Raw genomic sequence first — 21,865 nt, forward strand, 5'->3', positions numbered from 1 at the left:
TCTTTCAAATAACTGATTTATAGGCTAAAAAATGATTCTTGTTACTGGTGGTGCCGGTTTTATTGGCGGTAATTTCGTTCTGGATTGGCTTAAAGCACCCGCTAATGAGGGAATCATTAATCTCGATAAATTAACGTATGCCGGTAATTTGGCGACACTGGATTCTCTTAAGAATGATGCTCGCCACGTATTTGTGCATGGTGATATTGGTGACAAAGAGTTAGTTACCAAATTGTTGAAAGAGCATAAGCCACGTGCAATTGTGAATTTTGCTGCCGAGAGTCATGTGGATCGCTCTATTCATGGGCCGGCGGATTTCGTAGAAACCAATATCGTTGGTACGTTTAATTTGCTAGAGTGCGCTCGTGAGTATTGGAACGGTCTTGAAGGAGGGGCTAAAGAAGGGTTCCGTTTTCATCATGTATCAACTGATGAAGTTTATGGATCCTTATCTTTAACCGATCCAGCATTTACGGAAACAAATTCGTATGAGCCCAATAGCCCGTACTCAGCATCTAAAGCAGCATCCGATCATTTGGTACGTGCCTGGTTTCACACCTATGGGTTCCCAGCAGTAACCACCAATTGTTCTAATAACTATGGCCCTTATCACTTTCCAGAAAAATTAATTCCTTTGGTGATATTAAATGCGCTCAATAGCAAGCCATTACCTATTTATGGTGATGGCCAACAGATTCGCGATTGGCTCTATGTGGGCGACCATTGCTCCGCTATTCGTGAGGTATTGGCTAAAGGTAAATCGGGTGAGACTTACAACATCGGTGGTTGGAATGAAAAGGCCAATATTGATGTTGTGAAAACCATTTGTAGCATTTTGGATGACCTAAAGCCCCGCGCAGATGGCAAGTCCTATGTCGAGCAAATCACCTTTGTAAAAGACCGCCCAGGCCATGATCGTCGTTATGCAATTGACGCTAGCAAGGTAGAGCGCGAGTTGGGTTGGAAACCAGCCGAGACCTTTGAGACAGGTATTCGTAAAACAGTGCAATGGTATCTGGATAATCCTGTCTGGATCGATGGCGTAGTGAGCGGGTCTTATCGTGACTGGTTGCAAAAACAGTACAACTAACCGTAAATACTGAGATTAAATAACTGCGTGAATATTTTAGTTTTCGGAAAAGATGGTCAACTGGGTAAAGCATTCAAAGCTTTATTTGACGAACTTCCAGCCTCTGCAAATCTGGATATAACTTATCTCGGTAGAGCGGAGTGCGACCTTAGTAAAGAAGAGGAAGTACTCGCGCAACTCAATATAGCAAAAGCAAATCTCATTATTAATGCTTCTGCATATGCAGCAGTGGATAAAGCAGAAACTGAAATCGATTTAGCTTATGCGGTAAATGCCAAAGCTCCAGAATTAATGGCGCGCTATGCCGCAGAAAATAATGCCGCCTTTCTGAACTACTCCACAGATTATGTGTTTGATGGCAGTAAAGATGGTTTCTATATTGAAGACGACCCACGCAATCCTTTGGGAATTTATGGCAAGAGTAAGGCTGCGGGTGAAGAGTCAATAGAAAAGGTATTTGCAAATTCCGCAAAAGGCCAATTTGCTATTTTCAGAACCAGCTGGGTTTATGGGGATGGTGGTAATTTCATTCGTACGATGTTGCGCTTAGCAAAAGAGCGTGAAGAATTAAAAGTCATTCATGACCAACATGGCGTCCCCACTAGTGCGGATTGGCTTGCCGGCATAAGTCTGGATTTGGCATTAGATTCAGCATGGAAGTTAAAGCAATTCCCATCCGGTATTTATCATGCCGTGCCAGCAGGTGAGACTACTTGGCATGGTTTGGCGACTTTCGCGGTTCAATCCGCCCTGAATGCTGGAGTTGAGCTCAAGGCTCAACCAGGGGCAATTAAGCCTATTTTGGCAGTTGAATACCCACTCCCAGCCCCCAGACCCATGAATTCACGCATGGATAGCGTAAAACTGCGTTCTGCTATACAAGATGGGGCTTCCAAAGCTTCAAACTCTTATAATCAACTCCAAAATGTGCCAAATTTCCCAGCATGGGATGGCATGGTTCAAGAATATGTATCCAAGCTAGCTTCAAAGGGTTTGATTTAAAAACCCTCATTGGCTTTCTTGGGGTGCTGAAACAGGGGTAATAAATGGCTGTAAATCGCAAAGGCATCATCTTGGCTGGTGGGTCTGGTACCCGTCTTTATCCAGTGACTCAGGCAGTGTCAAAGCAATTAATGCCAGTCTATGACAAGCCAATGGTGTATTACCCATTAAGCACCCTAATGTTGGCTGGTATTCGCGACATTCTCTTAATTTCTACGCCGCAAGATACTCCTCGATTTTCTGAACTATTAGGCGATGGCTCGCAGTGGGGTCTCAATATAGAGTATTGCGTGCAACCCTCACCAGATGGTTTGGCGCAAGCATTTACGCTTGGCAAAAACTTTGTAGGAAATAATCCAAGCGCATTAGTGCTGGGCGACAATATTTTCTATGGCCATGAATTGGTTGATCAACTCAATAGTGCAAACGATCGCACTTCGGGTGCATCTGTATTTGCGTATCACGTGAATGATCCGGAGCGTTATGGCGTAGTAGAGTTTGATAAAGATTACAAAGCGCTTTCGATTGAAGAGAAACCCTTGAAGTCACGTAGTAGCTATGCAGTCACAGGCTTATATTTTTATGACAATCAGGTTTGCGATATTGCTGCCTCGATTAAGCCCAGCGCTCGTGGTGAACTCGAGATTACAGATGTCAACCGTGTCTATCTTGAAAAGAATGAGCTGAATGTTGAGATTATGGGTCGTGGATTTGCTTGGTTGGATACCGGTACTCATGACTCATTGCTAGATGCTGCTGGCTTTATTGCAACCCTGCAAAAACGTCAAGGCTTAATGGTGGCTTGTCCCGAAGAGATTGCTTATCGCCAAGGTTGGATTAGTGCTGAAGTGGTACAGAAGGTTGCTGCACAGTTAAGCAAGAATAGTTATGGTCAGTACTTGGGTAAGATTTTGAACGAGCTCAATAACTCAGCTCAACCCATTTCACTTTCTGCCAAGAAGGTTCCTAAATGAGCATTTCTTCTAAGTTGCAGTTAACACCTACTGCGATTCATGATGTTTATATTGTGGAGTCAAAAGTCTTTGGCGATGAGCGCGGTTGGTTTACCGAATCATTCAATGCAGAGGACTTTGCAAGTGCAACTGGCCTTGATGTCCAGTTTGTGCAAGACAATCATTCTTTTTCACGTCAGTGGACTTTGCGTGGCCTGCATTATCAAATAGAGAAGACTCAAGGTAAATTAGTACGAGTCGTGGCTGGTAGCGTATTTGATGTGGCTGTCGATATTCGTAAGGATTCACCAACTTACGGTAAATGGGTTGGTGTTGAATTGAGCGCAGAAAACCACAAGCAATTGTGGATTCCTGCTCAATTGGCTCATGGCTTTTTGGTACTCACACCTACAGCAGAATTTCTTTACAAGACAACGGATTATTACCATCCACAGAGTGAAGCTTGCCTTGCTTGGAATGATTCAACAGTGGGTATAGAGTGGCCTTTGCCCGCTGGTATCGAGCCCAATATGAATGCCAAGGATGCGGCCGGTCTTTCATGGGACGCGGCACCCAAGTTCTAGATGCCTTCGGCAATTTTCAAAAGATAAGATAATCCTCATATGAGTGATTTATCTTCGACCTATTCAAAGGGCCTCCCGTCCAATCCCAAGATTTTGTTGGTAAAGCTTTCCTCCTTAGGGGACGTACTTCACAACTTACCGATTGTCTGGGATCTTCGTATACGTTTGCCTCATGCGCAAATTGATTGGGTGGTTGAAGAGGGTTATGTTCATTTGCTTGAACCAATTCTCAGTAAAAGTGGCTTTAGCGGAATTGATCGCATCATTCCATTTGGTTTACGTCGCTGGAAAAAGAATTTATTTAAGCTCTCTACTTGGCAGCAGTTTTTTGCATTCAAAAAAGAGCTTCAGGCAACTTCTTATGATGTGATTATTGAGACTCAAGGCCTGCTCAAATCAGCCATTGTTTGTGCCCTGGCTAAAAAGAGTTCAAACGCTGTGATCTCAGGGCTCGCCAATGCAACAGAATTTTCCGGGTATGAGCCGATTGCCCGATTGTTTTATAACCAGTCTGTGCAAGTCCCAACACAATGTCATGCAGTAGATCGATCACGCTGGGTAATGTCTTCAGCTTTAGATTGGCTGCTGGTTGATCGCACAATTACACCTCAGTTTTATTCAAAGACTTACATTGATTCTCTGAACGTCAATTCAGGTGAGGTCTTAAAAGAATTAAAGTCACCTTATATTTTGTTTTTTCATTCGACCGCTAGAGAAGCTAAACGTTGGTCCAATGAAAATTGGATTTCTTTGGGTAATGAGCTGGCTAGTAGTGGTTATCAAATTGTGCTCCCCTGGGGCAATGCGGCCGAGCAAGCTGTGAGCAAGGAAATTGCTTTGCACGTTCCAAATGCCTTGGTGCCACCAGCATTTTCAATTCAGGAGGCTTTTTCGGTGATCGCAGGTGCCGCACTGACAGTGGGAGTTGATACGGGCCTGACACATCTTGCAGCCGTTTTAGGTAAACCTACAGTAGAAATTTATTGTGATTCACCAAGATGGAAGACCGAAGGTTACTGGTCTAATAGTATTCGCAATGTGGGTGATATGCAGGCGCCACCGCAGGTGGCAGAAGTCATTGAAGCTGCTTTTAGTTTGCTGAATTAACGCAATAAAGAATTAATTGCCATTAAATCCTCATCAGACAAGGTTGAGGCACTTGCTTTAAGCTTGAGCGCATTTAAAACTGTGCTGTAGCGCGCTTGTTGTAACTGCGAGCGTGTGGTAAATAAGGTATCGACCGCAATCAATACGTCAATATTAATTAAGGTCCCAACCTGAAAGCCTAGGCGGCTTGATTCCACAGCAGATTCTGCAGATCTCTCAGCAGCTTCATAGGCTTTAACGCTGGCTAAACCACCATAGAAACCAGTGAACGCAGCACGCGTATTTTGAGCCGCAGTACGTCTCGCATTGTCATAATTGGCTTTTGCTGTATCTACTAATGCAGCATTCTGTCGAATGACGGAGCTATTGAACCCGCCTGACACCAATGGAATGGTCATCTGCAAGGCAAGGGTATTGTTATAAACGTTGGTCTGTGAAGGAGAGTAATTATTTGGCGTACCGTTGGAGGTGTTGTAGCCCGAGGTACCCACTAAATTGATTGAAGGATAGTTCAAGGCCTGAGCGGCGCGATAAGTGCTTTCGGATAAGGTCACTGATAACTGGCTTGCTAATACTTTGAAATTTGCAGCTTCTGTTTGATTAATCCAGTCATCTAAAGTTTGGCCAGGTGGCAGTATCGGATTGACGTTATCCACCAGTGGAGCGCTTTTGTTTTCTTTACTTTTGCTACGGGGGTCCTTCAGTACGCCATCAATTTTGGCTGCCTTAACTAGGGGCTTGAGTGGACCAACTGGGTGGCCAACTAATTGCTCTAGAACCCCCTTTTTTACAACCAAATCCGCTTGTGCAGCAATTTCTTGGGAGGTAGTCAGGTCGTAGCTAGCTTGAGCTGTATTGACATCCACAATGGTTGCAAGGCCTGCGTCAAACTTGGCTTGAGCAATGTCTAGCTGTTGCTTAATCAGATCTTTCTTATTGCGATAGAGCGCTACATTGTCTTGGCTTGTCAGCGCATCAAAATAAGCTTGTGAAACTCTCAGAATAAGATCTTGCTGTGCTTGAAAGAAATTCATATCAGCAATCTTGGTATTCAGGTCACCTTGCTTAAAGGCCTCGAGGGCTGTTACGTTAAAAACAGGCTGGGTAAGGGTGACGGTATAGCTTTTTTGATCAAATACACGAGAGTTACCTGCACCCGTAGAGACTACTGTTGTCCCGGCTCCATGCTGATAGTAGCGTGTACCACCAGGCGTTGCATTCGCTTGCGGGAGCAATAAAGAGAGACCTTGCCAGTAGAGTTCTTTGCTGGCTTGATAGTTAAAGCGTGCAGCATTCAATACCGGATCACTAAATGCAGCATCTTGATAGAGTTGAATGAGGTCGTTGAATTGAGTCCTGTTATCACCAGCCTTGCTATTTGCTAGGTAGGATGGGGTCGCATTGTCTGGTAGTGCTGTTTTATTGGGTAGAGGTGCTATCTGCGGTGGTTGCTCTAGTCCAATTAAGCTTGATGCACTCATGGGAGTGGGCAATGCAGGTCTTGCGGCAGCAGTAGGGCTTTGGGCCAAAGCTGGAAGTGACCATGTGCCAAGACCGAGTGATTGACTTAGGATCAAACCAAAGGCGGTAAGTCGAGAAAGTCTAAAGCGGGATGGGGTCATGTAATTCAGATACTTTTCAATGTGCCATGCAGTTTAAGGCTAATTTATTCAAAATGCATATTTAGACACTATTTTGCCAAATCCTCTGAGTTGTCTCTATATACCTATAAAATTTGGCCTATGGATCTAATCTTGTTACTAAAAGCAGTCATTCTGGGGGTGGTCGAGGGATTAACGGAGTTTTTGCCGATATCCAGTACCGGGCATCTGATATTGGTCGGAGATTTGCTCGACTTTAATAATGATCAAGGCAAAGCCTTTGAGGTCATTATTCAGTTTGGCGCCATTTTGGCGGTTTGCTGGGAGTTTCGTCAAAAGCTCATCAAAGTTGCCACCTCTTTTACCGGTAGCGCTATTGCGCTACGCTTTGTATTCAATCTCTTGATTGCCTCAATTCCGGCTATGGGTCTGGGATTCTTATTTGGCAAGCATATTAAGGCAGTGTTGTTTTCCCCGATTCCAGTAGCTGGCGCATTCATTGTGGGGGCACTCATTATTTTTTGGGCTGAACGTCGCCAACAAAACCGGGCCGATGTATCTAGTCATATTAAATCAGTAGATGACATCACTCCTTTAGATGCACTCAAAGTCGGATTAGCGCAATGTGCTGCATTAATACCGGGGACATCCCGTTCAGGGGCAACCATTATTGGCGGTATGTTATTTGGTCTGCCTCGTGCTGTAGCAACAGAGTTTTCATTCTTCTTAGCTATTCCAGTCATTGGCGGAGCCACAGCTTATGAGTTACTTAAGCTGTGGAAAGCGCCGGTAGCCTTCCCTGGAGAATTTACTCTCGCTACTATTGTGGGTTTTATTGCTGCGTTTATTTCAGCGTTTATATGTGTGCGTTGGTTAATTCATTATGTAGCTCACCATAACTTCATTCCATTTGCCTGGTATCGAATCGCATTTGGATTGCTAGTGTTATTTACTGCTTACAGCGGGTTGATTGCTTGGTCTCACTGATCTAACCAACGTCCTTCATCAAAATAAACGGAATTAAATATGGATGTATCAATAGACGCAATTACTAATAATATTCAGCTGGCACTTGCCCCTGTATTTTTACTAACGGCTGTAGCAACTTTGATTAATGCGATTTCAGGACGCTTAGCCCGCTCAGTCGACCGTATGCGTGCAATCCGACACTCCATTAATCTGGGTGAGGTAAAAGATGCGGCAATACTGCGGCACATGAATAAAGAGGCTGATGAGGCCCAAATTAGAGGCCGCCTTTGTACCGCTGCCATCTTTTTTGATGTCCTCAGTGGCGTGTTTATTTCCTTAACAGTGCTCGAATTATTCTTTTTTCAGGCGGGCGCGGTGCGTTCTTTACAGACGTCTTATGTCATTTGGACATTTGTATTGGGGCTCATCTTTTTTATGACATCTTTATCCATTGTTCTGGCAGAGGTTGTTTATGCCTATCGCTCGGCGGGTTGGAATGCCCCAAATGGCTTTGATAAATGAAGAGAGTAGACAGGATTCGCTCCTTTGTTTTAAGGGCTGGAAGAACTACCGCTGGTCAACAACGCGCAATTGAGGAATTAGGCCCTCAGTTTTTACTGCCTTATCAAGCGTCTAATCTCAATTTAATCGAAGCATTTAACGGCTCAACTAAACCAAAGATATTGGAAATTGGTTTTGGCATGGGTGAGACGACTGCCAAGATTGCAGATCTCAGAACAGAAGATGATTTTTTAGCAATTGAAGTTCATCCCCCTGGCGTCGGTGCCTTGCTTAAGCTCATTGGCGAAAACAATCTTACCAATCTCAGACTAATACGTCATGATGCTGTTGAGGTTTTAGAGAACATGCTTGCACCAAATTCTTTGGATGGGATTCATATTTACTTTGCTGATCCTTGGCATAAGAAGCGTCATCACAAACGTCGTTTAATCCAGGCTGAGTTCGTAAAGCTTTTGGTTTCCAGATTAAAGCCTGGTGCTTATTTGCATCTAGCAACCGATTGGCACAACTATGCTGAGCAAATGCTCTTGGTTCTGAATGCTGAAACTACTTTAGAAAATACTTCTCGCGAATTAATGAAAGTGGAAACTTTCACTGCTGACGATATTGCTAAGCCCGGTGAGGTTTACAATGAATTCAAGCCCACTCCTGAACAGCTCAATGCCGAGCATCAGGGTTATGTCGTGCGCCCAGACTATCGCCCAGTAACGAAGTTTGAAAACCGTGGCATCAAGCTGGGCCACGGTGTTTGGGACTTGGTTTACAGGAAAAAATAAACCAAGAGCATTAAATACTGAAGCTTATAAGCCTACGCAGACGTATTTCATCTCAAGGTATTCATCCATTCCGTAGGCGCTGCCTTCGCGTCCCAGTCCGGATTGCTTGATACCGCCAAAGGGAGCAACCTCGTTAGAGATTAATCCAGTATTGACGCCTACCATGCCGTATTCCAAGGCTTCAGCCACTTTCCATACTCGGCCAATATCACGACTATAAAAATACGATGCTAGGCCAAATTGACTACTATTGGCTAACTTTATGACTTCTTCATCACTCTCAAAAGGAATGATCGGCGCTATCGGGCCAAAGGTCTCTTCATAAGTAATCAACATTTGACTATTTACGTTGGCTAAAATAGTTGGCTCATAAAAGTTCTTACCTTCAATAGATTGCTTACCACCAGTGATCAGCTTGGCGCCTTTACTTAATGCATCAGCAACATGCTTTTGTACTTTTTCAAGGGCGGCAGTTTCAATTAAAGGGCCTTGAGTAATGCCCGCCTCCATGCCATTGCCGACCTTAATGATGGCTAGTGCCTTGGCAAACTTTTCGACAAACTGATCATGCACCTTTTTATGAACATAAAAACGGTTTGCGCATACACAAGTTTGCCCAGAGTTTCTAAATTTAGAAGCCATAGCGCCACTGACTGCAGCATCGATATCTGCATCTTCAAAGACGATAAACGGTGCGTGTCCACCCAACTCAAGGGCAAGCTTCTTAACGGTGGGGGCGCATTGCTCCATCAGGATTCGGCCCACTTCTGTGGATCCTGTGAAAGATAAATGGCGCACTGTTGGTGAGGAGCAAAGTGTTTTACCAACCACAATAGATTGAGTTGCATCAGCAGTCACAATATTAATTACCCCATCCGGAATGCCGGCGCGCTTCGCAAGTTCAGCTAGGGCTAAGGCAGATAGTGGTGTTAATTCAGCGGGCTTAATCACGATGGTGCATCCTGCCGCTAATGCAGGTGCAATCTTGCGCGTGATCATCGCAATCGGAAAGTTCCATGGCGTAATAGCTACGCATACACCAATCGGCTGCTTTAAGACCATGAGGCGCTTGTCACTCCAGGTCGTTCCCAGAATGGAGCCTTCTACACGTTTCGCTTCTTCAGCAAACCACTCTACAAATGAGGCGCCATAAACCACTTCACCAGCAGCTTCACTGAGAGGCTTGCCTTGCTCAAGCGTCATGAGCTTTGCAAGATCTTGTGTATTTTCAATAATGAGGTCAAACCACTTGCGCATGATGTGCGCCCGCTCTTTGGCTAATTTGCTGCGCCATGCTGGAAGTGCTTTTTCAGCTGCGGAGATAGCGAGCTCAGCATCTTTGGTTTCTAGATTGGCTACCGTTGCAATGGTCTCATCGGTGGCGGGATTGGAAACGGCAAAGGTATTTGCGGAGCCAATCCATTGACCATCAATAAAAGCCTCTTCTCTAAAGAGACTGGAATCTTTCAGTTGACTACGAATGTCTACTTTTTGCATGTTGTCTGACCTCGGTATAGATTTAGGTCATTTTATCCCTCAATAAATAAAATAGCCTCCAGGCTCTAAGGGCCTGAAGGCTGGATGCTTTACCACTGTTTAGGAAGTGTTTAGCCTGCCTGAGTCTCGGTAGCGCGGAGCTTCTGGGCGAGTAGATCTAGTACGCCATTGACATATTTATGGCCGTCTGTGCCGCCAAAGGTTTTGGCAAGCTCGACTGCTTCGTTGATTGCTACTTTATAAGGCACGGAAAGGTCGACAGCTAGCTCATAGGCGCCAATCAGTAAAGCGGCATGCTCAACTGGTGAGAGCTCATTAATTGGGCGATCTAGTGCCGGAGTAATAATGGCCTCCAACTCATCAGTGCGAGCTAGTACACCATCAAAAATACCTTGAAAAAGCTCGAGTTGGCAGCGACGGAACGCGGGATCTTCAGCAAGCTGCTTAGCAATGGCAGCACCATTGGGAATGCTGCCAGCACGACGCATGACTAGGCTTTGATAAACGCCTTGGAGGGCATATTCACGAGCGCGACGACGTGGTGTTAATGAGCGCTTTGGAGCTGGCTTCACTTCCTTACTAGCTTGTGGGTTCAGTGGGTTTTGGCTAGATGTGGTCATGCGAATTATTCTTCTTCACTCGAGTTGAGTTCGATATCAATATCAGGAGTTAATGCCAAGGCTAAATTTGCCATCTCCACTACTGCTTGAGCACATTCTGCGCCTTTTACTTGAACACGGACTTGAGCTTGCTCATCAGTGTCGCAAGTGAGTACGCCATTGGCGATTGGTAATCCAGAGTCAATTGAGATACGGGTGATGCCGGCAGCGGATTCATTGGATACTAATTCGAAGTGATAGGTCTCACCGCGGATAACAGCACCTAGGGCCACTAAGCCATCAAACTCACCAGTCTCTGCCATTTTTTGGAGGGCAAACGGAATTTCTAGTGCGCCAGGAACGGTAACCAATTTAATATCTGCTTGAGAAACCCCAAGAGAAATCAATTCATTGATGCAGGCATTAGTTAAGGCAACACAATGATCTTCATTAAAGCGGGCTTGCACAACACCAATGCGGAGATCTTGACCGTTGAGATCAGCTTCTAATACACCTACAAAATCATTAGTGGAACTCGTCATATCAATCTTTAAAAATATTTAGGCTTTAATGGAATTTAAGAAGTGTACGGCTTGTAACCCGTAACTTCGAGCTTATAACCAGATAGGCTAGGCACAGGGCTTGGATTTGCAAGCAAGCACATTTTGCCAACGCCGATATCTTTCAAGATTTGGGCGCCGATACCGTAGCTTCTGAAATCAGTTTTTCTGGTCAACGGTTTCTTGGCTTCTTCATGGGATTGATTCAGTTTCTGGAACTGTGCCAACCAATCTTGGTCGTTCGGAGCAGCGATCCCAGAGGCATTGAGGAGTACCGCAACGCCAGTAGGGGCAGAAGCAAGTTCTTCCAACGCTTTGGCTAGCGGCCATGAATGGGTGCTGACGTTGGAGTCCAGGAAATCCAAAACAGTGACCGGCTCATGCACGCGCACTAAGGTTTCTTGAGCTTCAGAAGGCTTGCCATGCACTAATGCAATATGAATGCATGAGCTAGGAGTATCGCGATAAACAATCCCTTGGAATTTTCCCCAAGGGGTAATGAATTCACGAGTACCTACACGAACCACAATACTTTCATGTTGGCTACGGTATTGAATGAGATCTGCAATGCTGCCAATTTTTAATTGATGCTCTTTTGCAAATTCCAAAAGATCTGGAAGACGTGCCATGCTGCCATCGTCTTTCATAATTTCACAAATCACGGAAGTCGGTGAGCATCCAGCCATTGCTGCTAAGTCGCAGCCCGCTTCAGTATGTCCTGAGCGAATAAGTACACCACCAGGCTGTGCCATCAATGGAAAAATATGGCCAGGCTGAACTAAATCACTGGGCTTGGCGTTTGGAGCCACGGCAGTTTTAATTGTAAGTGCGCGATCAGCTGCTGAAATACCAGTAGTCACTCCGCTGGCTGCTTCAATAGAGACTGTGAAATTCGTTCCCATTGATGTGCCGTTATCACGAACCATCAAAGGAAGATTCAGTTGTTGGCAACGCTCGCGTGTCAGGGTTAAGCAAATCAATCCACGGCCATGTTTTGCCATGAAATTCACGGCCTCAGCTGTAACGTGATCGGCGGCCAGAACTAAATCGCCCTCGTTTTCACGATCTTCTTCATCGACGAGGATCACCATTTTGCCGGCGCTAAGCTCAGCAATAATTTCTTCGGTGGAGGCAAGGGTATTTGGCATAGCCCTCTATTTTAAGCTCAGGAGCCCTTTACAGTGCTGTCCCACCTTAATATCCCGTGTTTCTGACAGCAAGAGCCTTAGATGTGAGTTTCAGTTCACAAGACTGCCTTTGAAAATGGGCGATGCCTCCTAAAAAGACCTCCAACCCAGCATACGGACCTATGAATTGCCGGGGATTTATTTTGTTAGAGGTTTTGGTGGCCATGAGCATGATTTTGGGGGTCTGGATGGCATCGGCGGGTGTTTATCAGCGCCTAGCCTTAACCCTGACTCAACAAGAGAGCAAAAGAGCGCAACTTAGAAAGGATTCAGATGCTTTTGAAATGCAGGAGCAAAGCAGGATCAATCTCAATCTACCCAATAAAGCTTTAAGTTATGAGTCTACTCGAATGTCTGGTCGGGATCGCTCTGTGCGCATTGCTACTCAACCCACTATTAAAAACAAGCGCTGATTTGGTAATCAAGCAAATTGAGTATGAAAAATCACAAGCGCTAATTTCAGAAGCAGATCGTGCATTTGAATTAATTGGCCGAGCTATTCGTATAGCGGGTTATCGAAATATTCAAGACGCTCAAATCCTAAGTCAGAAGTCAAGACAAAAAATAAGGCATCAAAAAAATGATAGCTCATTGCTTCAGGTCGAAAAAAGATCGGGATTCCGAGGATCGGATTCACTGATCATTCGTCATGAATTATCCGCTAGTACAGATTTTGATTGCATTGGAAATGTACTGACTCAAGATCGCACCAAAAATAATTTGGCCATGCAAGGATTCTTGGTGGATCGTCAGGCAGGTATTCCAAAAGGCAAAAAAGTCAATGGTGGTTCGCTAATTTGTCAGTCACTCGATCGCCAGGGCCGCATACAAAATACCACCTTAATGAATGGAGTCAATAGTCTTCTGATAGAAGAGTTGAGCCTCTCTGAAGCCCAGCAATCATCGGTGTTAAGGCTTTTTAAGGTCAAGCTACAAATGACTGATGGGGCTAAGCTCAACTTGGATCTCGAGCGCACTTTTGCGACGAGGAATTTCTTATGATTTTGGCTTGGGTGATATCGCTGCTATTGCTCTGTTCATCTCTCATAGCGTATTTGGAGAGGCTGAGTGCATTACGCATCGTAGAAGTAAAAACAATGGAAGCATCTCAGAAACATTTTATTGCTGCTGAAAAATCGGTCTTAGACTGTGAGAAAAATTTAACCGCTCTTGCTAATCTCGAAGAGAATACTTGTTTTATTCAATCAGTAGGAAAAAATCGTTGGTTGATTTCCAGTAAAGAAAAGCCAGCGATTCAGATTGGTGTTGTGATTGATGAAACAACTGGCACAGTAACTCGCATTAACTGGCGACAAATATTTGAATAACTTAATGCTAGATTCAAAATCCGGATTTAGTCTCTTGGAGTTAATGGCTGTGGTTTTGCTCATTGCCATTGTTGCGATGATGACCATGCCTTTATTGCAAGAACAAATTGCCGCACGAGAAATCGAAACTATCGCTCGAAGGTTTATTGCTCATGCGCACTTTGCTCGTCAGCAAGCTTTGTATTTAGGGCAACCCGTGCGCCTTGCGCCTATTGCTGACGATCGATGGGAGTCGGGGTGGGTAGTTAAAAGCGGCTGCATCGGTAAGGCAGTCAAATCAGGTTGTATTGAAAAGCCCTGGTTTTTGCAGGGAGGCATCGACCCCATTTACTTTAAGGGCGGAGGTAAGCAATTTATTGATCCCAATTCTGGCAAGAAGAGCATTTTGTTTAATGCCGCCGGTGCGGCAAAAACGGCTCAAGGCGGGTTTGTGGCCAATCGATTGATCCTGGGTCACAGCAGTGCTCCCGACTTGGAGCGCCAAATGATTTTGGGAAGTGGAGGTCGCTGGCGCATCTGCGACCCCGCTAGAGATACTAAGCGCTGCCATTGAATGGTTTAATAGACCCTATGTACAGCGCAGTTGACCACCAGTTTATGAGTAAGGCTTTAGCCGAGGCTCAAAAAGCACTTTATTTATCGAACCCTAATCCTAGAGTGGGTTGTGTCATTGTTAAAGATGACAAAGTTATTGGTAAGGGCTTTACTCAGAAGGTAGGCAGTGCTCATGCTGAGATACAAGCCCTAGCGAATGCCAAATCACTCGGAAATGATCCTGCGGGATCAACCATCTATGTAACGCTGGAGCCCTGCAGTCATACTGGGCGAACTCCCCCATGCGTTGATGCATTGATTGCTGCAAAACCGAAAGCCATATTTGTGGCAATGTCTGATCCCAATCCTTTGGTTGGTGGCAAGGGCTTAGAAAAACTAAAAACTGCAGGCATCGTAGTACATTGCGGATTAATGGAAGCCGAAGCGCATGCATTAAATCCTGGATTTATTTCACGCATGACTCGAGGTTTGCCTTGGGTGCGCATGAAAATTGCTGCAAGTCTCGATGGTAAGACGGCTTTACCGGATGGCCGTAGTCAGTGGATCACCGGACCGCTTGCAAGAGCAGATGGCCATCATTGGCGTGCTCAGGCTTGTGCCATTGTGACTGGTGTAGGTACTGTTAAAGAAGACGACCCCACTCTGAATGTGCGAGATGTTCAAACTGAGCGTCAACCTTGGCACATCATCGTTGACTCCAAATTAGAAACGCTACCAACTGCAAAGATTCTCAATGGTATTGAACAATCTGGAGTCATCATTGTCTGTGCCAGCTTGGACAGCTCTGAAATGCAGCAAAAAGCGAAAGTATTTACTGAGCGTGGTATCGAAGTGATCGCCATGGCGAACCCATTTGGCAAAGTGGATCTTCCAAAGTTATTCTCATATTTGGCCAAAGAGCATGAGATGAACGAGATTCATATTGAGTCAGGCTTTAAACTCAACGGCTCTTTGCTCAGAGAAGATTGCATTGACGAGTTGTTGCTCTACTACGCCCCGTTCTTGATGGGTGACGGCATTGGTATGGCTAATGTTTCTCCTTTGAGTTCCTTGGAAAGCAAGCAAGAATGGCAAGTGATGGATCACGGCCTATTTGGCCCTGATATTCGTTTACGCCTAGTTAAGAAACAATAAGAATCAAACAGAACTAAAATCACACTATGTTTACTGGAATCATTACTGCTGTTGGTCAAATTAAGAGCGCTCAAGCGAAGGGTGATGGCTTGCATTTAGTTGTTGAGGTTCCGGCTGGCTACTTGGATGATGTTGCTTTGGGTGACAGTATTGCCATTCAAGGTGCTTGCATGACGGCTACGCAGTTAACTAGCAATTCTTTTGCTTTGGATATCTCTCGGGAGTCTCTGAATAAAACCGTAGGTCTTGATAAGGTTAGTCTAGTGAACCTCGAAAAAGCCATGCGCTTAAATGATCGCTTGGGTGGACATTTAGTGAGTGGGCACGTAGATGGTGTTGGCAAGGTCGCGCACTTTTCGCAAGTTGCTAATGATGCTTATGGTTCATGGCTGCTGCGTATCGAAGCGCCTAAGGAGCTGGCGCAATACTTGGCTTACAAAGGCTCTATTGTTGTGAATGGCGTATCGCTCACTGTCAATCAGACTGAAGACACGGCAACTTCTTGCATCATCGATATCAATATCATTCCCCACACCTTGGAAAATACTACGCTGGGTAATCTCAAGCAAGGTGATGCGGTAAATCTTGAGGTGGATTTAATTGCGCGCTATATAGCTAGAATGCTTAATAAGACTTAAATCTTTACTTTTATAGTTTTGCCACCCCTACGAGCCTTGATAGTTTTTATTAGCGAGGCATCATCAATAAAATCAAGTATCACTTCATATGCCTTAGCTGACAAAAGATAAGCCTTAGGTTTGTTACTATTTAAGATGGCCATAGGTAGATCGTCTGCATTACCAATAATCTTCTTAGGATTGCGTTTTAGCTCAGCCATGCTGACTGTGGTTTTAATGCGAAGTATGTCTGCAATATCCATGTGACTTGTAATTTTAAATCGCTTAAATCTTAATTGGCATAGGGTTATATGACCCCACTTGCAATAGTCCCATTTTGGGACTAAGATTAATGTGTGCGAATAATAGCCAGAAAACACCTAACAAATTTTTGGCGTATTCATCCCGATGCCGAGCAGCCACTTAAAGCTTGGTATGACGAGGTGGCGCATGCAAATTGGAAAAGGCCGCAAGATATAAAGAATAAGTATCGAAATGCGAGTTTTATTGCAGGTAATAGAGTTGTCTTTAATATCAAAGGAAATACCTACCGTTTGGTGGTGGCAGTTGCTTATAGTTTTGGGGCGGTATATGTGAAATTTATTGGTAGCCATGCTGCATACGATCAAATTGATGCTTACACAGTGCAGTTGGAGGAATAATGAAAGAATTAAAACCCATTCGTAACAAGCTTGAATACAAGGATGCCCTAGCCCAGGCGTCTTACTATTTTGATCATGAGCCAAAACCTGGGACTAAGGATGGAGATAGGTTTGAGATCCTCTTAATGCTCATTGAGTCTTATGAGAACAAGCACTATGCGATTCTTCCACCAGACCCAATTGAGGCAATTAAATTCAGAATGGAACAATCCGGCTTGAGTCCAAAGGATTTGCAGCCGATGATCGGTGGCCTAAATCGCGTATATGAAATATTAAATCGCAAACGCCCCCTTACACTGAAGATGATTTGGAAGTTGCACTCTATGTTGGGGATCCCTGCTGATAGTTTGATTCAGCAGGATGATGAGCTGCGCGCAGCCTAATACGTTTAATATTTTTTTTGGTAGCGAGTAGGATCGCCCACATTGGCTTGCTTAAAGCCAGCCTGTCTTAGGCGGCAAGACTCACATTCTCCACAGGCTTCACCCAAATCATTTGCTTGATAGCAAGAGACTGTTTGCGAATAATCAACGCCTAGAGTGCTGCCTAGTTGGATGATTTCACCTTTAGTCAGGCTGATGATGGGTGCGTGTACTCTAAAACGATTTGCATCATTGATGGCTTCGACACCTGCTTTAGTAGCTAGGTTGGCCATATGTTCAAAAGAGGCAACATATTCAGGGCGGCAATCAGGATAACCAGAGTAATCCACCGAATTAGCGCCGTAGAAAATATCAAGGCCTCCTAATGACTCCGCCCAACCCAATGCAAGTGATAGCAAAATCGTATTGCGTGCTGGCACGTAGGTAATGGGAATTTCTTGATCTTTGCCGGGAGTGGTTGGGACTGCAATCGAGGCATCAGTTAAAGCAGAGCCCCCAAAGCGAGTGAGGTCTAGATTAACCACTTCGTGTCTTGCTACTCCAATTTGCTTGGCAATATGTTTGGCCGCTGCCAATTCAGATGAATGACGCTGACCATATCCTACGGATAGGGCATACGGCGTATACCCAAGGTCTTTCGCAAGGGCGAGCACAGTTGTTGAGTCTAGCCCACCCGAAAACAGAATGACTGCTGGAGCGCCGGCTTTACGGGGCGCTAGAGATTCGAATGCGGCAGAAAGCTTAGACATGGATAATCAGTTACTTGGTGCTAGTAATGAGTTGCTGCGCATCTTTAGCTGCATCAGTGTCTGGGTACTTAGCAATAATTTCGCTAAATGTTTTTTTAGCCGCTGCCTTGTTGCCGCTTTCTAATTGCGAGTTACCCAAAGTCACCATTGCCGCAGGAACGCGTGGATGATTTGGGTAGCGTTTAATTAAACTTTGTAATTGGGCGATGGCACCAGCATATTCTTTATTGGCATATTTGCTATTACCACTCCAGTAGAGGGCAAGCGGCAAGTAAGGGCTTTTTGGATACTTGGCAGTGAATGCAGCAAAGCTATCGTCAGCTTTCTTCAGATTACCCGCCTGAAATGCCTTTAATGCATCGTCGTAGGCTTTTTTCTCGCCAGGTTGCACTGTTCCAGAGACGCCTTCAATTGTTACGGTGCGAGGCTCAAAATTACCCAAGCGAGTATCGAGATCTTGGTAGTAAGTTTTCTGACTATTGTTAATGTCTTCGCCTTGCTTCTCAAGCTCTTCAACCTTGCCACGCAGCTCTGCATTCTCAGTTTTGAGTTTGTCGATTTGACCCTGTAACTCAAGCTGGGTGGTCGCTAGAGACTTGCGTAGATCCAGAATTGCCTTACGCGCTTCGTCATCGGAGAAGAGGGCCCAGGCGCTATTAGATGCGCCTAAACAAATGAGTGCAGCACTTAAACAAAACGCTCGTGAGAGCGTTTGTTTTACTGTGTATGAAAGCATCTTCATTTAGTTGGTGATGTAAACAATGTCAGCGCGGCGATTTTCTGCCCAAGCTGCTTCAGTGTCACCTTCTGCTTTTGGCTTTTCTTTACCAAAGCTCACTGCTTCCATTTGGTCGTCAGAAACGCCCATCAAGTTCAATGATTTACGTACAGCATCAGAACGACGTTGGCCAAGTGCCAAGTTGTATTCAGCTGTGCCGCGTTCATCAGTGTTGCCCTGAATAATGACTTTCTGCTTTGGATTGGCTTTTAAGTAGCTTGCGTGAGCAGACAGCATTTTTTGGTATTTAGTTTGAACGGTGTATTCATCAAAGCCAAAGTAAACACTCTTTTCAAAGAGTGGACTGCTCGGGTCATTCCATGGCTGTGAGCCAAATTTGCCACTGCCGCTACCATTAGCACCATCAGTGTCATCTAGCTTGACGCTGGAGCATGCTGCCATCAAAAATGCCGCGGCACCAATCAGGGCGAATGTCGCTGCGCGACGTGCGATAGAAATCTTCATGAATTTTCCTTTTTCCTACGAGCTAAATCTATAAATAAATCAATAGACAATATTATGCCCCTAAGAACATCAAAAGTGACTATTTCAACCCCTAAAAAAGGGTTTAGATGCAGTTAAGGCTTGGTTCAGACCTACCTAAGACTCAGTCCATGAATGGGCCCCAGGACGGCTGACGTACATCAGATCCGGGAATGCTCAATACCTGTTTGGAGTTGCCATCGACTGAAACGGCGGCGAGCACTCGTTTGCCACCGACTTTAGTGGAGTAGAGAACATAGCGGCCGTTGGCAGCAAAGGAAGGAGATTCATCACTAGTGCCATCGGTAAGCGCCTGAGTATCGCCAGTAGCCAAGTTCAGAATGTAGAGGCGATATGCGCCACCAATATTGGCGATGTAAGCTAAATATTTGCCATCTGGTGAGATGCGAGGTGAGGTTACAAAACCTTGTTTGAAGGTAATGCGTTTGACGCCTTCAGCTTGTTCGCCATCAGCACTCATGCGATAGATTTGTGGGTTGCCACCGCGATCGCTAGTGAAGTAGATGTAGCGACCATCAGCAGAATATTGCGGCTCGGTATCAATCGTGTTGCCACGAGTTAAACGATGCAAACCCGTGCCATCTGCATTGATGCCGTAGATCTGTGTATTACCATCTTTAGACAATGAGATCGCTAATTTCTTGCCATCGGGTGACCACGCTGGTGCGCTGTTATTACCCTTTTGATTTGAAAGAGAAATGCGACGACCGGTTGCTAGTTCATGAACATAAATCACCGGCTTACGATCTTCAAAAGAAACGTACGCTACTTTCTTGCCATCGGGTGACCATGATGGAGAAATAATCGGCTCACCACTGTTCATAGCATTGCGAATGTTCTGACCGTCTGCATCAGATATCACCAGGCGATAGCGCTTACCATCCTTAATGACATAGGAGAGACGGGTGGAGAACACGCCACGCTCACCCAATAACTTAAAGATGATGTCATCAGCAATTTTATGGGCAACTGCACGCAAGTTATCGGTGCTTGAGCTGAGATTTAGACCGCCCAGGCTTTGAGATTTGCGAACATCAAATAATTTGTAATGAATGTCAAATTGATTGTTGCCAGTCTGTACGACTGATCCGACTACTAATGCATCAGCGCCACGTGCTGCCCAAGATTTGTAGTTGGGGGTACCATCATCGCTCTCAACAGCATTACCGTTCTCAGTATTTTTAAAGTAACCGCTGCGAGCTAAATCTTGGCGAATGATTTCAGTAACGCTAGTGGGTAATTTGTTCTCATCTTTATAGCGCATTACCGCGATTGGGTAAAGTGATTGACCTACGCCAGTGATTTCAATATTCATCTGCGCAAGCGCAGGAGTTGCAAAGCTGATACATAAAGCAATACCAATCAAGCTAAAAGAATTTAGTTTTGAGGTCAGTTTCTGTATCTGTCTTTTTGCTAATTGCAACATGCATTAATCCTTGGGTTTAAAAGTCAGTTTTACTTCGCGTTGAGGAATTTTGCCATTGTCGTCTTTTGGCAAACTCTCTGCGCGAGAAAGTGCGAGGAGTACGGCACGGTCCCAGCCGGTATTACCGCTAGAGGATTGAATACTGGTACTCAAAATAGCCCCGTCTGGAGCAAGATTGACCAGAATCACCGCTGCAGGGTTGCCACTCACGGATTCAGGGTTAAAGACAATCAATGGCTTGACCTTCTTAATGACTTTGTCGGTCCAGCCTGGGGGCGCATTGCCTCCGCCGCCAACACCACTTCCAACCGTACCACCACTACCGCCTTCGGCACCAGCTGCAGCACGTAAACGCGCTAATTGATCAGAACGTGCTTTTTCTGCAGCGGCATTGGCTTTAGTTTCTACAGGAGATTGGGCTTTAGGGGCTTCTACTTTTTTCGGCGGATCTTCCTTCTTCGGCTTTTCCTTCTCCTTCGGTGGAGGAGGTTTCACTGGCTTTGGCTTCTCTTTCACCACTTCTTTTTTGGGAGGTTCTTTATCTACCTTCTTTTTCTTGATGGCGATATCAGCAGCCTCTTCTTTCACTTCTGTTTTGAGTTCTGGCTCAGGTGGAGATTCTACTTGTGGAGCGGAGTCCCAGAGCTCAACCTCAACACCAGAAGAGGTGGTGTTGTTCCAGCTAATCCCAATCATTAAAAAAGCAAGCAGACCTAAATGCGCGATGAGTGAAAAAGTAAAGGCGCGCTTGGTACTTTCTTCTTTCGTAAAACGTCCTCGCTTGAATTGCGAGAGGGGTGACTTAAAAGAGTGTGCGCTATTCATGAGCAGCTAAATCAATCCTCTAGCCTTACTGGGTCTTGACCGCAAGGCCAACGCGCTTCACGCCATTCTCTTTGAGCTTGGACATCACTTCCATCACTGTTTCATACTTAATGGATTTATCCGCAGCAATCACAATCGGTTGATCGGCAGATTTTTCTGCCTGAGATCTGGCAAAAGCACCAAGCTCAAATTTATTAAGTGTTTGCGTGGGGTCTCCATCTTTGCGCACGATGACATTCTCGTTGGCATCAATCGTTAGAAAGACTGGCGGTAGTGATTGCACTTTGGCGCCACCAACAGTGGGTAAGTTGACAACGCCTGGGTTGACCATTGGTGCGGTGACCATAAAAATTACGAGCAATACCAACATGACGTCGATGTAGGGAACGACGTTAATGTCAGACATTGCCCGACGTTTGTTTTTACGCAATGAAGAACCAGCCATAATTTTTTCGCT

At 45.1% G+C, this 21,865-nt stretch carries 28 protein-coding genes; 16 read left to right on the top strand and 12 right to left on the bottom strand.

Features of this window, described 5'->3' with window-relative positions; genetic code table 11:
• Positions 1-31: 31 nt before the first annotated feature.
• Genes rfbB through waaC form a run of 5 tightly spaced genes read left to right on the top strand, consistent with a single transcriptional unit; the run spans position 32 to position 4,736 of the window.
• A complete protein-coding gene (rfbB, locus tag ICN37_RS01535) occupies positions 32-1,090 on the top strand; it encodes a dTDP-glucose 4,6-dehydratase (RefSeq protein WP_216154412.1) in 1,059 nt (352 codons plus the stop codon).
• A gap of 27 nt (positions 1,091-1,117) precedes the next feature.
• The gene (gene rfbD / locus ICN37_RS01540) at positions 1,118-2,092 is read left to right on the top strand and encodes a dTDP-4-dehydrorhamnose reductase (RefSeq protein ID WP_216154413.1); all 975 of its coding nucleotides are present in this window, start codon (positions 1,118-1,120) and stop codon (positions 2,090-2,092) included.
• Positions 2,093-2,136: 44 nt separating this feature from the next.
• The gene (rfbA, locus tag ICN37_RS01545; RefSeq protein ID WP_216154414.1) at positions 2,137-3,066 is read left to right on the top strand and encodes a glucose-1-phosphate thymidylyltransferase RfbA; all 930 of its coding nucleotides are present in this window, start codon (positions 2,137-2,139) and stop codon (positions 3,064-3,066) included.
• The gene (rfbC, locus tag ICN37_RS01550) at positions 3,063-3,629 is read left to right on the top strand and encodes a dTDP-4-dehydrorhamnose 3,5-epimerase (protein ID WP_255538432.1); all 567 of its coding nucleotides are present in this window, start codon (positions 3,063-3,065) and stop codon (positions 3,627-3,629) included. Before rfbA ends, rfbC begins: the two co-directional genes overlap by 4 nt.
• A 39-nt stretch (positions 3,630-3,668) precedes the next feature.
• The gene (waaC, locus tag ICN37_RS01555; protein WP_216154415.1) at positions 3,669-4,736 is read left to right on the top strand and encodes a lipopolysaccharide heptosyltransferase I; all 1,068 of its coding nucleotides are present in this window, start codon (positions 3,669-3,671) and stop codon (positions 4,734-4,736) included.
• On the opposite strand, the gene ICN37_RS01560 is transcribed toward waaC, so the two are convergent.
• Positions 4,733-6,358, bottom strand: coding sequence for a TolC family protein (locus tag ICN37_RS01560; protein ID WP_216154416.1), 1,626 nt, complete (start codon positions 6,356-6,358; stop codon positions 4,733-4,735). The two genes, waaC and ICN37_RS01560, sit on opposite strands and share 4 nt — an antisense overlap.
• Positions 6,359-6,478: 120 nt before the next feature.
• Between ICN37_RS01560 and ICN37_RS01565 the strand changes: the two genes are divergently transcribed.
• From ICN37_RS01565 to trmB, 3 genes are read left to right on the top strand one after another with little or no spacing between them, the layout of a single operon-like run.
• Positions 6,479-7,324 carry an undecaprenyl-diphosphate phosphatase gene (locus ICN37_RS01565; protein ID WP_216154417.1) on the top strand — a complete coding sequence of 282 codons (846 nt, stop codon included), beginning with the start codon at positions 6,479-6,481 and terminating at the stop codon, positions 7,322-7,324.
• Between the two features lie 39 nt (positions 7,325-7,363).
• Entirely contained in the window at positions 7,364-7,828 is a 465-nt protein-coding gene (locus tag ICN37_RS01570; RefSeq protein WP_216154418.1) for a DUF2721 domain-containing protein, read from the top strand.
• On the top strand, positions 7,825-8,604 hold the full coding sequence (gene trmB, locus ICN37_RS01575) for a tRNA (guanosine(46)-N7)-methyltransferase TrmB (RefSeq protein ID WP_216154419.1): 780 nt from the start codon (positions 7,825-7,827) through the stop codon (positions 8,602-8,604). Before ICN37_RS01570 ends, trmB begins: the two co-directional genes overlap by 4 nt.
• 24 nt (positions 8,605-8,628) lie before the next feature.
• Here the strand turns inward: trmB and ICN37_RS01580 are convergent, their stop codons facing one another.
• The 4 genes from ICN37_RS01580 to ribBA all read right to left on the bottom strand — a co-directional run bounded on the left by ICN37_RS01580 (position 8,629) and on the right by ribBA (position 12,408).
• Positions 8,629-10,101 carry an NAD-dependent succinate-semialdehyde dehydrogenase gene (locus ICN37_RS01580; RefSeq protein WP_216154420.1) on the bottom strand — a complete coding sequence of 491 codons (1,473 nt, stop codon included), beginning with the start codon at positions 10,099-10,101 and terminating at the stop codon, positions 8,629-8,631.
• A 110-nt stretch (positions 10,102-10,211) separates the two neighbouring features.
• Entirely contained in the window at positions 10,212-10,721 is a 510-nt protein-coding gene (gene nusB / locus ICN37_RS01585) for a transcription antitermination factor NusB (protein WP_215321446.1), read from the bottom strand.
• A gap of 5 nt (positions 10,722-10,726) precedes the next feature.
• Positions 10,727-11,242, bottom strand: coding sequence for a 6,7-dimethyl-8-ribityllumazine synthase (gene ribH / locus ICN37_RS01590; protein WP_216154421.1), 516 nt, complete (start codon positions 11,240-11,242; stop codon positions 10,727-10,729).
• A gap of 35 nt (positions 11,243-11,277) precedes the next feature.
• Complete coding sequence (ribBA, locus tag ICN37_RS01595; RefSeq protein ID WP_216154422.1) at positions 11,278-12,408, bottom strand: bifunctional 3,4-dihydroxy-2-butanone-4-phosphate synthase/GTP cyclohydrolase II; 1,131 nt, start codon at positions 12,406-12,408, stop codon at positions 11,278-11,280.
• 122 nt (positions 12,409-12,530) lie between these two features.
• Here ribBA and ICN37_RS01600 point away from each other — a divergent pair, with 122 nt between their 5' ends.
• The 6 genes from ICN37_RS01600 to ICN37_RS01625 are packed head-to-tail and all read left to right on the top strand — an operon-like array spanning position 12,531 to position 16,102.
• Positions 12,531-12,860 (top strand): hypothetical protein, encoded by a 330-nt coding sequence (locus ICN37_RS01600; protein WP_215321449.1) that lies wholly within the window; start codon positions 12,531-12,533, stop codon positions 12,858-12,860.
• A complete protein-coding gene (locus ICN37_RS01605; protein ID WP_215321450.1) occupies positions 12,784-13,449 on the top strand; it encodes a hypothetical protein in 666 nt (221 codons plus the stop codon). The genes ICN37_RS01600 and ICN37_RS01605 overlap by 77 nt, the downstream gene beginning before the upstream one ends.
• Entirely contained in the window at positions 13,446-13,775 is a 330-nt protein-coding gene (locus ICN37_RS01610; protein ID WP_216154423.1) for a hypothetical protein, read from the top strand. Before ICN37_RS01605 ends, ICN37_RS01610 begins: the two co-directional genes overlap by 4 nt.
• A gap of 4 nt (positions 13,776-13,779) precedes the next feature.
• Positions 13,780-14,328 (top strand): GspH/FimT family pseudopilin, encoded by a 549-nt coding sequence (locus ICN37_RS01615; protein ID WP_216154424.1) that lies wholly within the window; start codon positions 13,780-13,782, stop codon positions 14,326-14,328.
• A 17-nt stretch (positions 14,329-14,345) separates the two neighbouring features.
• Complete coding sequence (gene ribD / locus ICN37_RS01620; RefSeq protein ID WP_216154425.1) at positions 14,346-15,464, top strand: bifunctional diaminohydroxyphosphoribosylaminopyrimidine deaminase/5-amino-6-(5-phosphoribosylamino)uracil reductase RibD; 1,119 nt, start codon at positions 14,346-14,348, stop codon at positions 15,462-15,464.
• A gap of 26 nt (positions 15,465-15,490) precedes the next feature.
• A complete protein-coding gene (locus tag ICN37_RS01625) occupies positions 15,491-16,102 on the top strand; it encodes a riboflavin synthase (protein WP_216154426.1) in 612 nt (203 codons plus the stop codon).
• Here ICN37_RS01625 and ICN37_RS01630 read toward each other — a convergent pair.
• Positions 16,099-16,344 (bottom strand): type II toxin-antitoxin system Phd/YefM family antitoxin, encoded by a 246-nt coding sequence (locus ICN37_RS01630; RefSeq protein ID WP_215321455.1) that lies wholly within the window; start codon positions 16,342-16,344, stop codon positions 16,099-16,101. The two genes, ICN37_RS01625 and ICN37_RS01630, sit on opposite strands and share 4 nt — an antisense overlap.
• Before the next feature lie 93 nt (positions 16,345-16,437).
• On the opposite strand from ICN37_RS01630, the gene ICN37_RS01635 reads away from it, so the two are divergent.
• Together ICN37_RS01635 and ICN37_RS01640 are read left to right on the top strand one after the other, a co-directional pair.
• Positions 16,438-16,743: a type II toxin-antitoxin system HigB family toxin gene (locus ICN37_RS01635; protein ID WP_216154427.1), complete on the top strand. Its 306-nt coding sequence runs from the start codon at positions 16,438-16,440 to the stop codon at positions 16,741-16,743.
• Positions 16,740-17,126 carry a transcriptional regulator gene (locus ICN37_RS01640; protein WP_216154489.1) on the top strand — a complete coding sequence of 129 codons (387 nt, stop codon included), beginning with the start codon at positions 16,740-16,742 and terminating at the stop codon, positions 17,124-17,126. Before ICN37_RS01635 ends, ICN37_RS01640 begins: the two co-directional genes overlap by 4 nt.
• Before the next feature lie 5 nt (positions 17,127-17,131).
• Here the strand turns inward: ICN37_RS01640 and queC are convergent, their stop codons facing one another.
• The 6 genes from queC to tolR all read right to left on the bottom strand — a co-directional run bounded on the left by queC (position 17,132) and on the right by tolR (position 21,853).
• Positions 17,132-17,875, bottom strand: coding sequence for a 7-cyano-7-deazaguanine synthase QueC (gene queC, locus ICN37_RS01645; protein WP_215321457.1), 744 nt, complete (start codon positions 17,873-17,875; stop codon positions 17,132-17,134).
• Between the two features lie 10 nt (positions 17,876-17,885).
• Positions 17,886-18,617: a tol-pal system protein YbgF gene (ybgF, locus tag ICN37_RS01650; protein ID WP_255538434.1), complete on the bottom strand. Its 732-nt coding sequence runs from the start codon at positions 18,615-18,617 to the stop codon at positions 17,886-17,888.
• Positions 18,618-19,118 (bottom strand): peptidoglycan-associated lipoprotein Pal, encoded by a 501-nt coding sequence (pal, locus tag ICN37_RS01655; RefSeq protein WP_215321459.1) that lies wholly within the window; start codon positions 19,116-19,118, stop codon positions 18,618-18,620.
• 142 nt (positions 19,119-19,260) lie between these two features.
• Positions 19,261-20,583, bottom strand: coding sequence for a Tol-Pal system beta propeller repeat protein TolB (gene tolB / locus ICN37_RS01660; RefSeq protein ID WP_216154428.1), 1,323 nt, complete (start codon positions 20,581-20,583; stop codon positions 19,261-19,263).
• Positions 20,584-20,586: 3 nt separating this feature from the next.
• Positions 20,587-21,408, bottom strand: coding sequence for an energy transducer TonB (locus ICN37_RS01665; protein WP_216154429.1), 822 nt, complete (start codon positions 21,406-21,408; stop codon positions 20,587-20,589).
• 25 nt (positions 21,409-21,433) lie between these two features.
• A complete protein-coding gene (gene tolR, locus ICN37_RS01670; protein WP_072583297.1) occupies positions 21,434-21,853 on the bottom strand; it encodes a protein TolR in 420 nt (139 codons plus the stop codon).
• Positions 21,854-21,865 lie beyond the last annotated feature (12 nt).

It is taken from the genome of Polynucleobacter sp. P1-05-14, from assembly GCF_018881675.1.
Lineage (GTDB): Bacteria > Pseudomonadota > Gammaproteobacteria > Burkholderiales > Burkholderiaceae > Polynucleobacter.

Excerpts from the sequence above, each read along its gene's own strand:
- rfbB (WP_216154412.1), top strand. The coding sequence starts at position 32 with ATGATTCTTGTTACTGGTGGTGCCGGTTTTATTGGCGGTAATTTCGTT.
- rfbA (WP_216154414.1), top strand. The coding sequence starts at position 2,137 with ATGGCTGTAAATCGCAAAGGCATCATCTTGGCTGGTGGGTCTGGTACC.
- rfbC (WP_255538432.1), top strand. The coding sequence starts at position 3,063 with ATGAGCATTTCTTCTAAGTTGCAGTTAACACCTACTGCGATTCATGAT.
- waaC (WP_216154415.1), top strand. The coding sequence starts at position 3,669 with ATGAGTGATTTATCTTCGACCTATTCAAAGGGCCTCCCGTCCAATCCC.
- ICN37_RS01560 (WP_216154416.1), bottom strand. The coding sequence starts at position 6,358 with ATGACCCCATCCCGCTTTAGACTTTCTCGACTTACCGCCTTTGGTTTG.
- ICN37_RS01565 (WP_216154417.1), top strand. The coding sequence starts at position 6,479 with ATGGATCTAATCTTGTTACTAAAAGCAGTCATTCTGGGGGTGGTCGAG.
- ICN37_RS01570 (WP_216154418.1), top strand. The coding sequence starts at position 7,364 with ATGGATGTATCAATAGACGCAATTACTAATAATATTCAGCTGGCACTT.
- trmB (WP_216154419.1), top strand. The coding sequence starts at position 7,825 with ATGAAGAGAGTAGACAGGATTCGCTCCTTTGTTTTAAGGGCTGGAAGA.
- ICN37_RS01580 (WP_216154420.1), bottom strand. The coding sequence starts at position 10,101 with ATGCAAAAAGTAGACATTCGTAGTCAACTGAAAGATTCCAGTCTCTTT.
- nusB (WP_215321446.1), bottom strand. The coding sequence starts at position 10,721 with ATGACCACATCTAGCCAAAACCCACTGAACCCACAAGCTAGTAAGGAA.
- ribH (WP_216154421.1), bottom strand. The coding sequence starts at position 11,242 with ATGACGAGTTCCACTAATGATTTTGTAGGTGTATTAGAAGCTGATCTC.
- ribBA (WP_216154422.1), bottom strand. The coding sequence starts at position 12,408 with ATGCCAAATACCCTTGCCTCCACCGAAGAAATTATTGCTGAGCTTAGC.
- ICN37_RS01600 (WP_215321449.1), top strand. The coding sequence starts at position 12,531 with ATGCCTCCTAAAAAGACCTCCAACCCAGCATACGGACCTATGAATTGC.
- ICN37_RS01605 (WP_215321450.1), top strand. The coding sequence starts at position 12,784 with ATGAGTCTACTCGAATGTCTGGTCGGGATCGCTCTGTGCGCATTGCTA.
- ICN37_RS01610 (WP_216154423.1), top strand. The coding sequence starts at position 13,446 with ATGATTTTGGCTTGGGTGATATCGCTGCTATTGCTCTGTTCATCTCTC.
- ICN37_RS01615 (WP_216154424.1), top strand. The coding sequence starts at position 13,780 with ATGCTAGATTCAAAATCCGGATTTAGTCTCTTGGAGTTAATGGCTGTG.
- ribD (WP_216154425.1), top strand. The coding sequence starts at position 14,346 with ATGTACAGCGCAGTTGACCACCAGTTTATGAGTAAGGCTTTAGCCGAG.
- ICN37_RS01625 (WP_216154426.1), top strand. The coding sequence starts at position 15,491 with ATGTTTACTGGAATCATTACTGCTGTTGGTCAAATTAAGAGCGCTCAA.
- ICN37_RS01630 (WP_215321455.1), bottom strand. The coding sequence starts at position 16,344 with ATGGATATTGCAGACATACTTCGCATTAAAACCACAGTCAGCATGGCT.
- queC (WP_215321457.1), bottom strand. The coding sequence starts at position 17,875 with ATGTCTAAGCTTTCTGCCGCATTCGAATCTCTAGCGCCCCGTAAAGCC.
- ybgF (WP_255538434.1), bottom strand. The coding sequence starts at position 18,617 with ATGAAGATGCTTTCATACACAGTAAAACAAACGCTCTCACGAGCGTTT.
- pal (WP_215321459.1), bottom strand. The coding sequence starts at position 19,118 with ATGAAGATTTCTATCGCACGTCGCGCAGCGACATTCGCCCTGATTGGT.
- tolB (WP_216154428.1), bottom strand. The coding sequence starts at position 20,583 with ATGTTGCAATTAGCAAAAAGACAGATACAGAAACTGACCTCAAAACTA.
- ICN37_RS01665 (WP_216154429.1), bottom strand. The coding sequence starts at position 21,408 with ATGAATAGCGCACACTCTTTTAAGTCACCCCTCTCGCAATTCAAGCGA.
- tolR (WP_072583297.1), bottom strand. The coding sequence starts at position 21,853 with ATGGCTGGTTCTTCATTGCGTAAAAACAAACGTCGGGCAATGTCTGAC.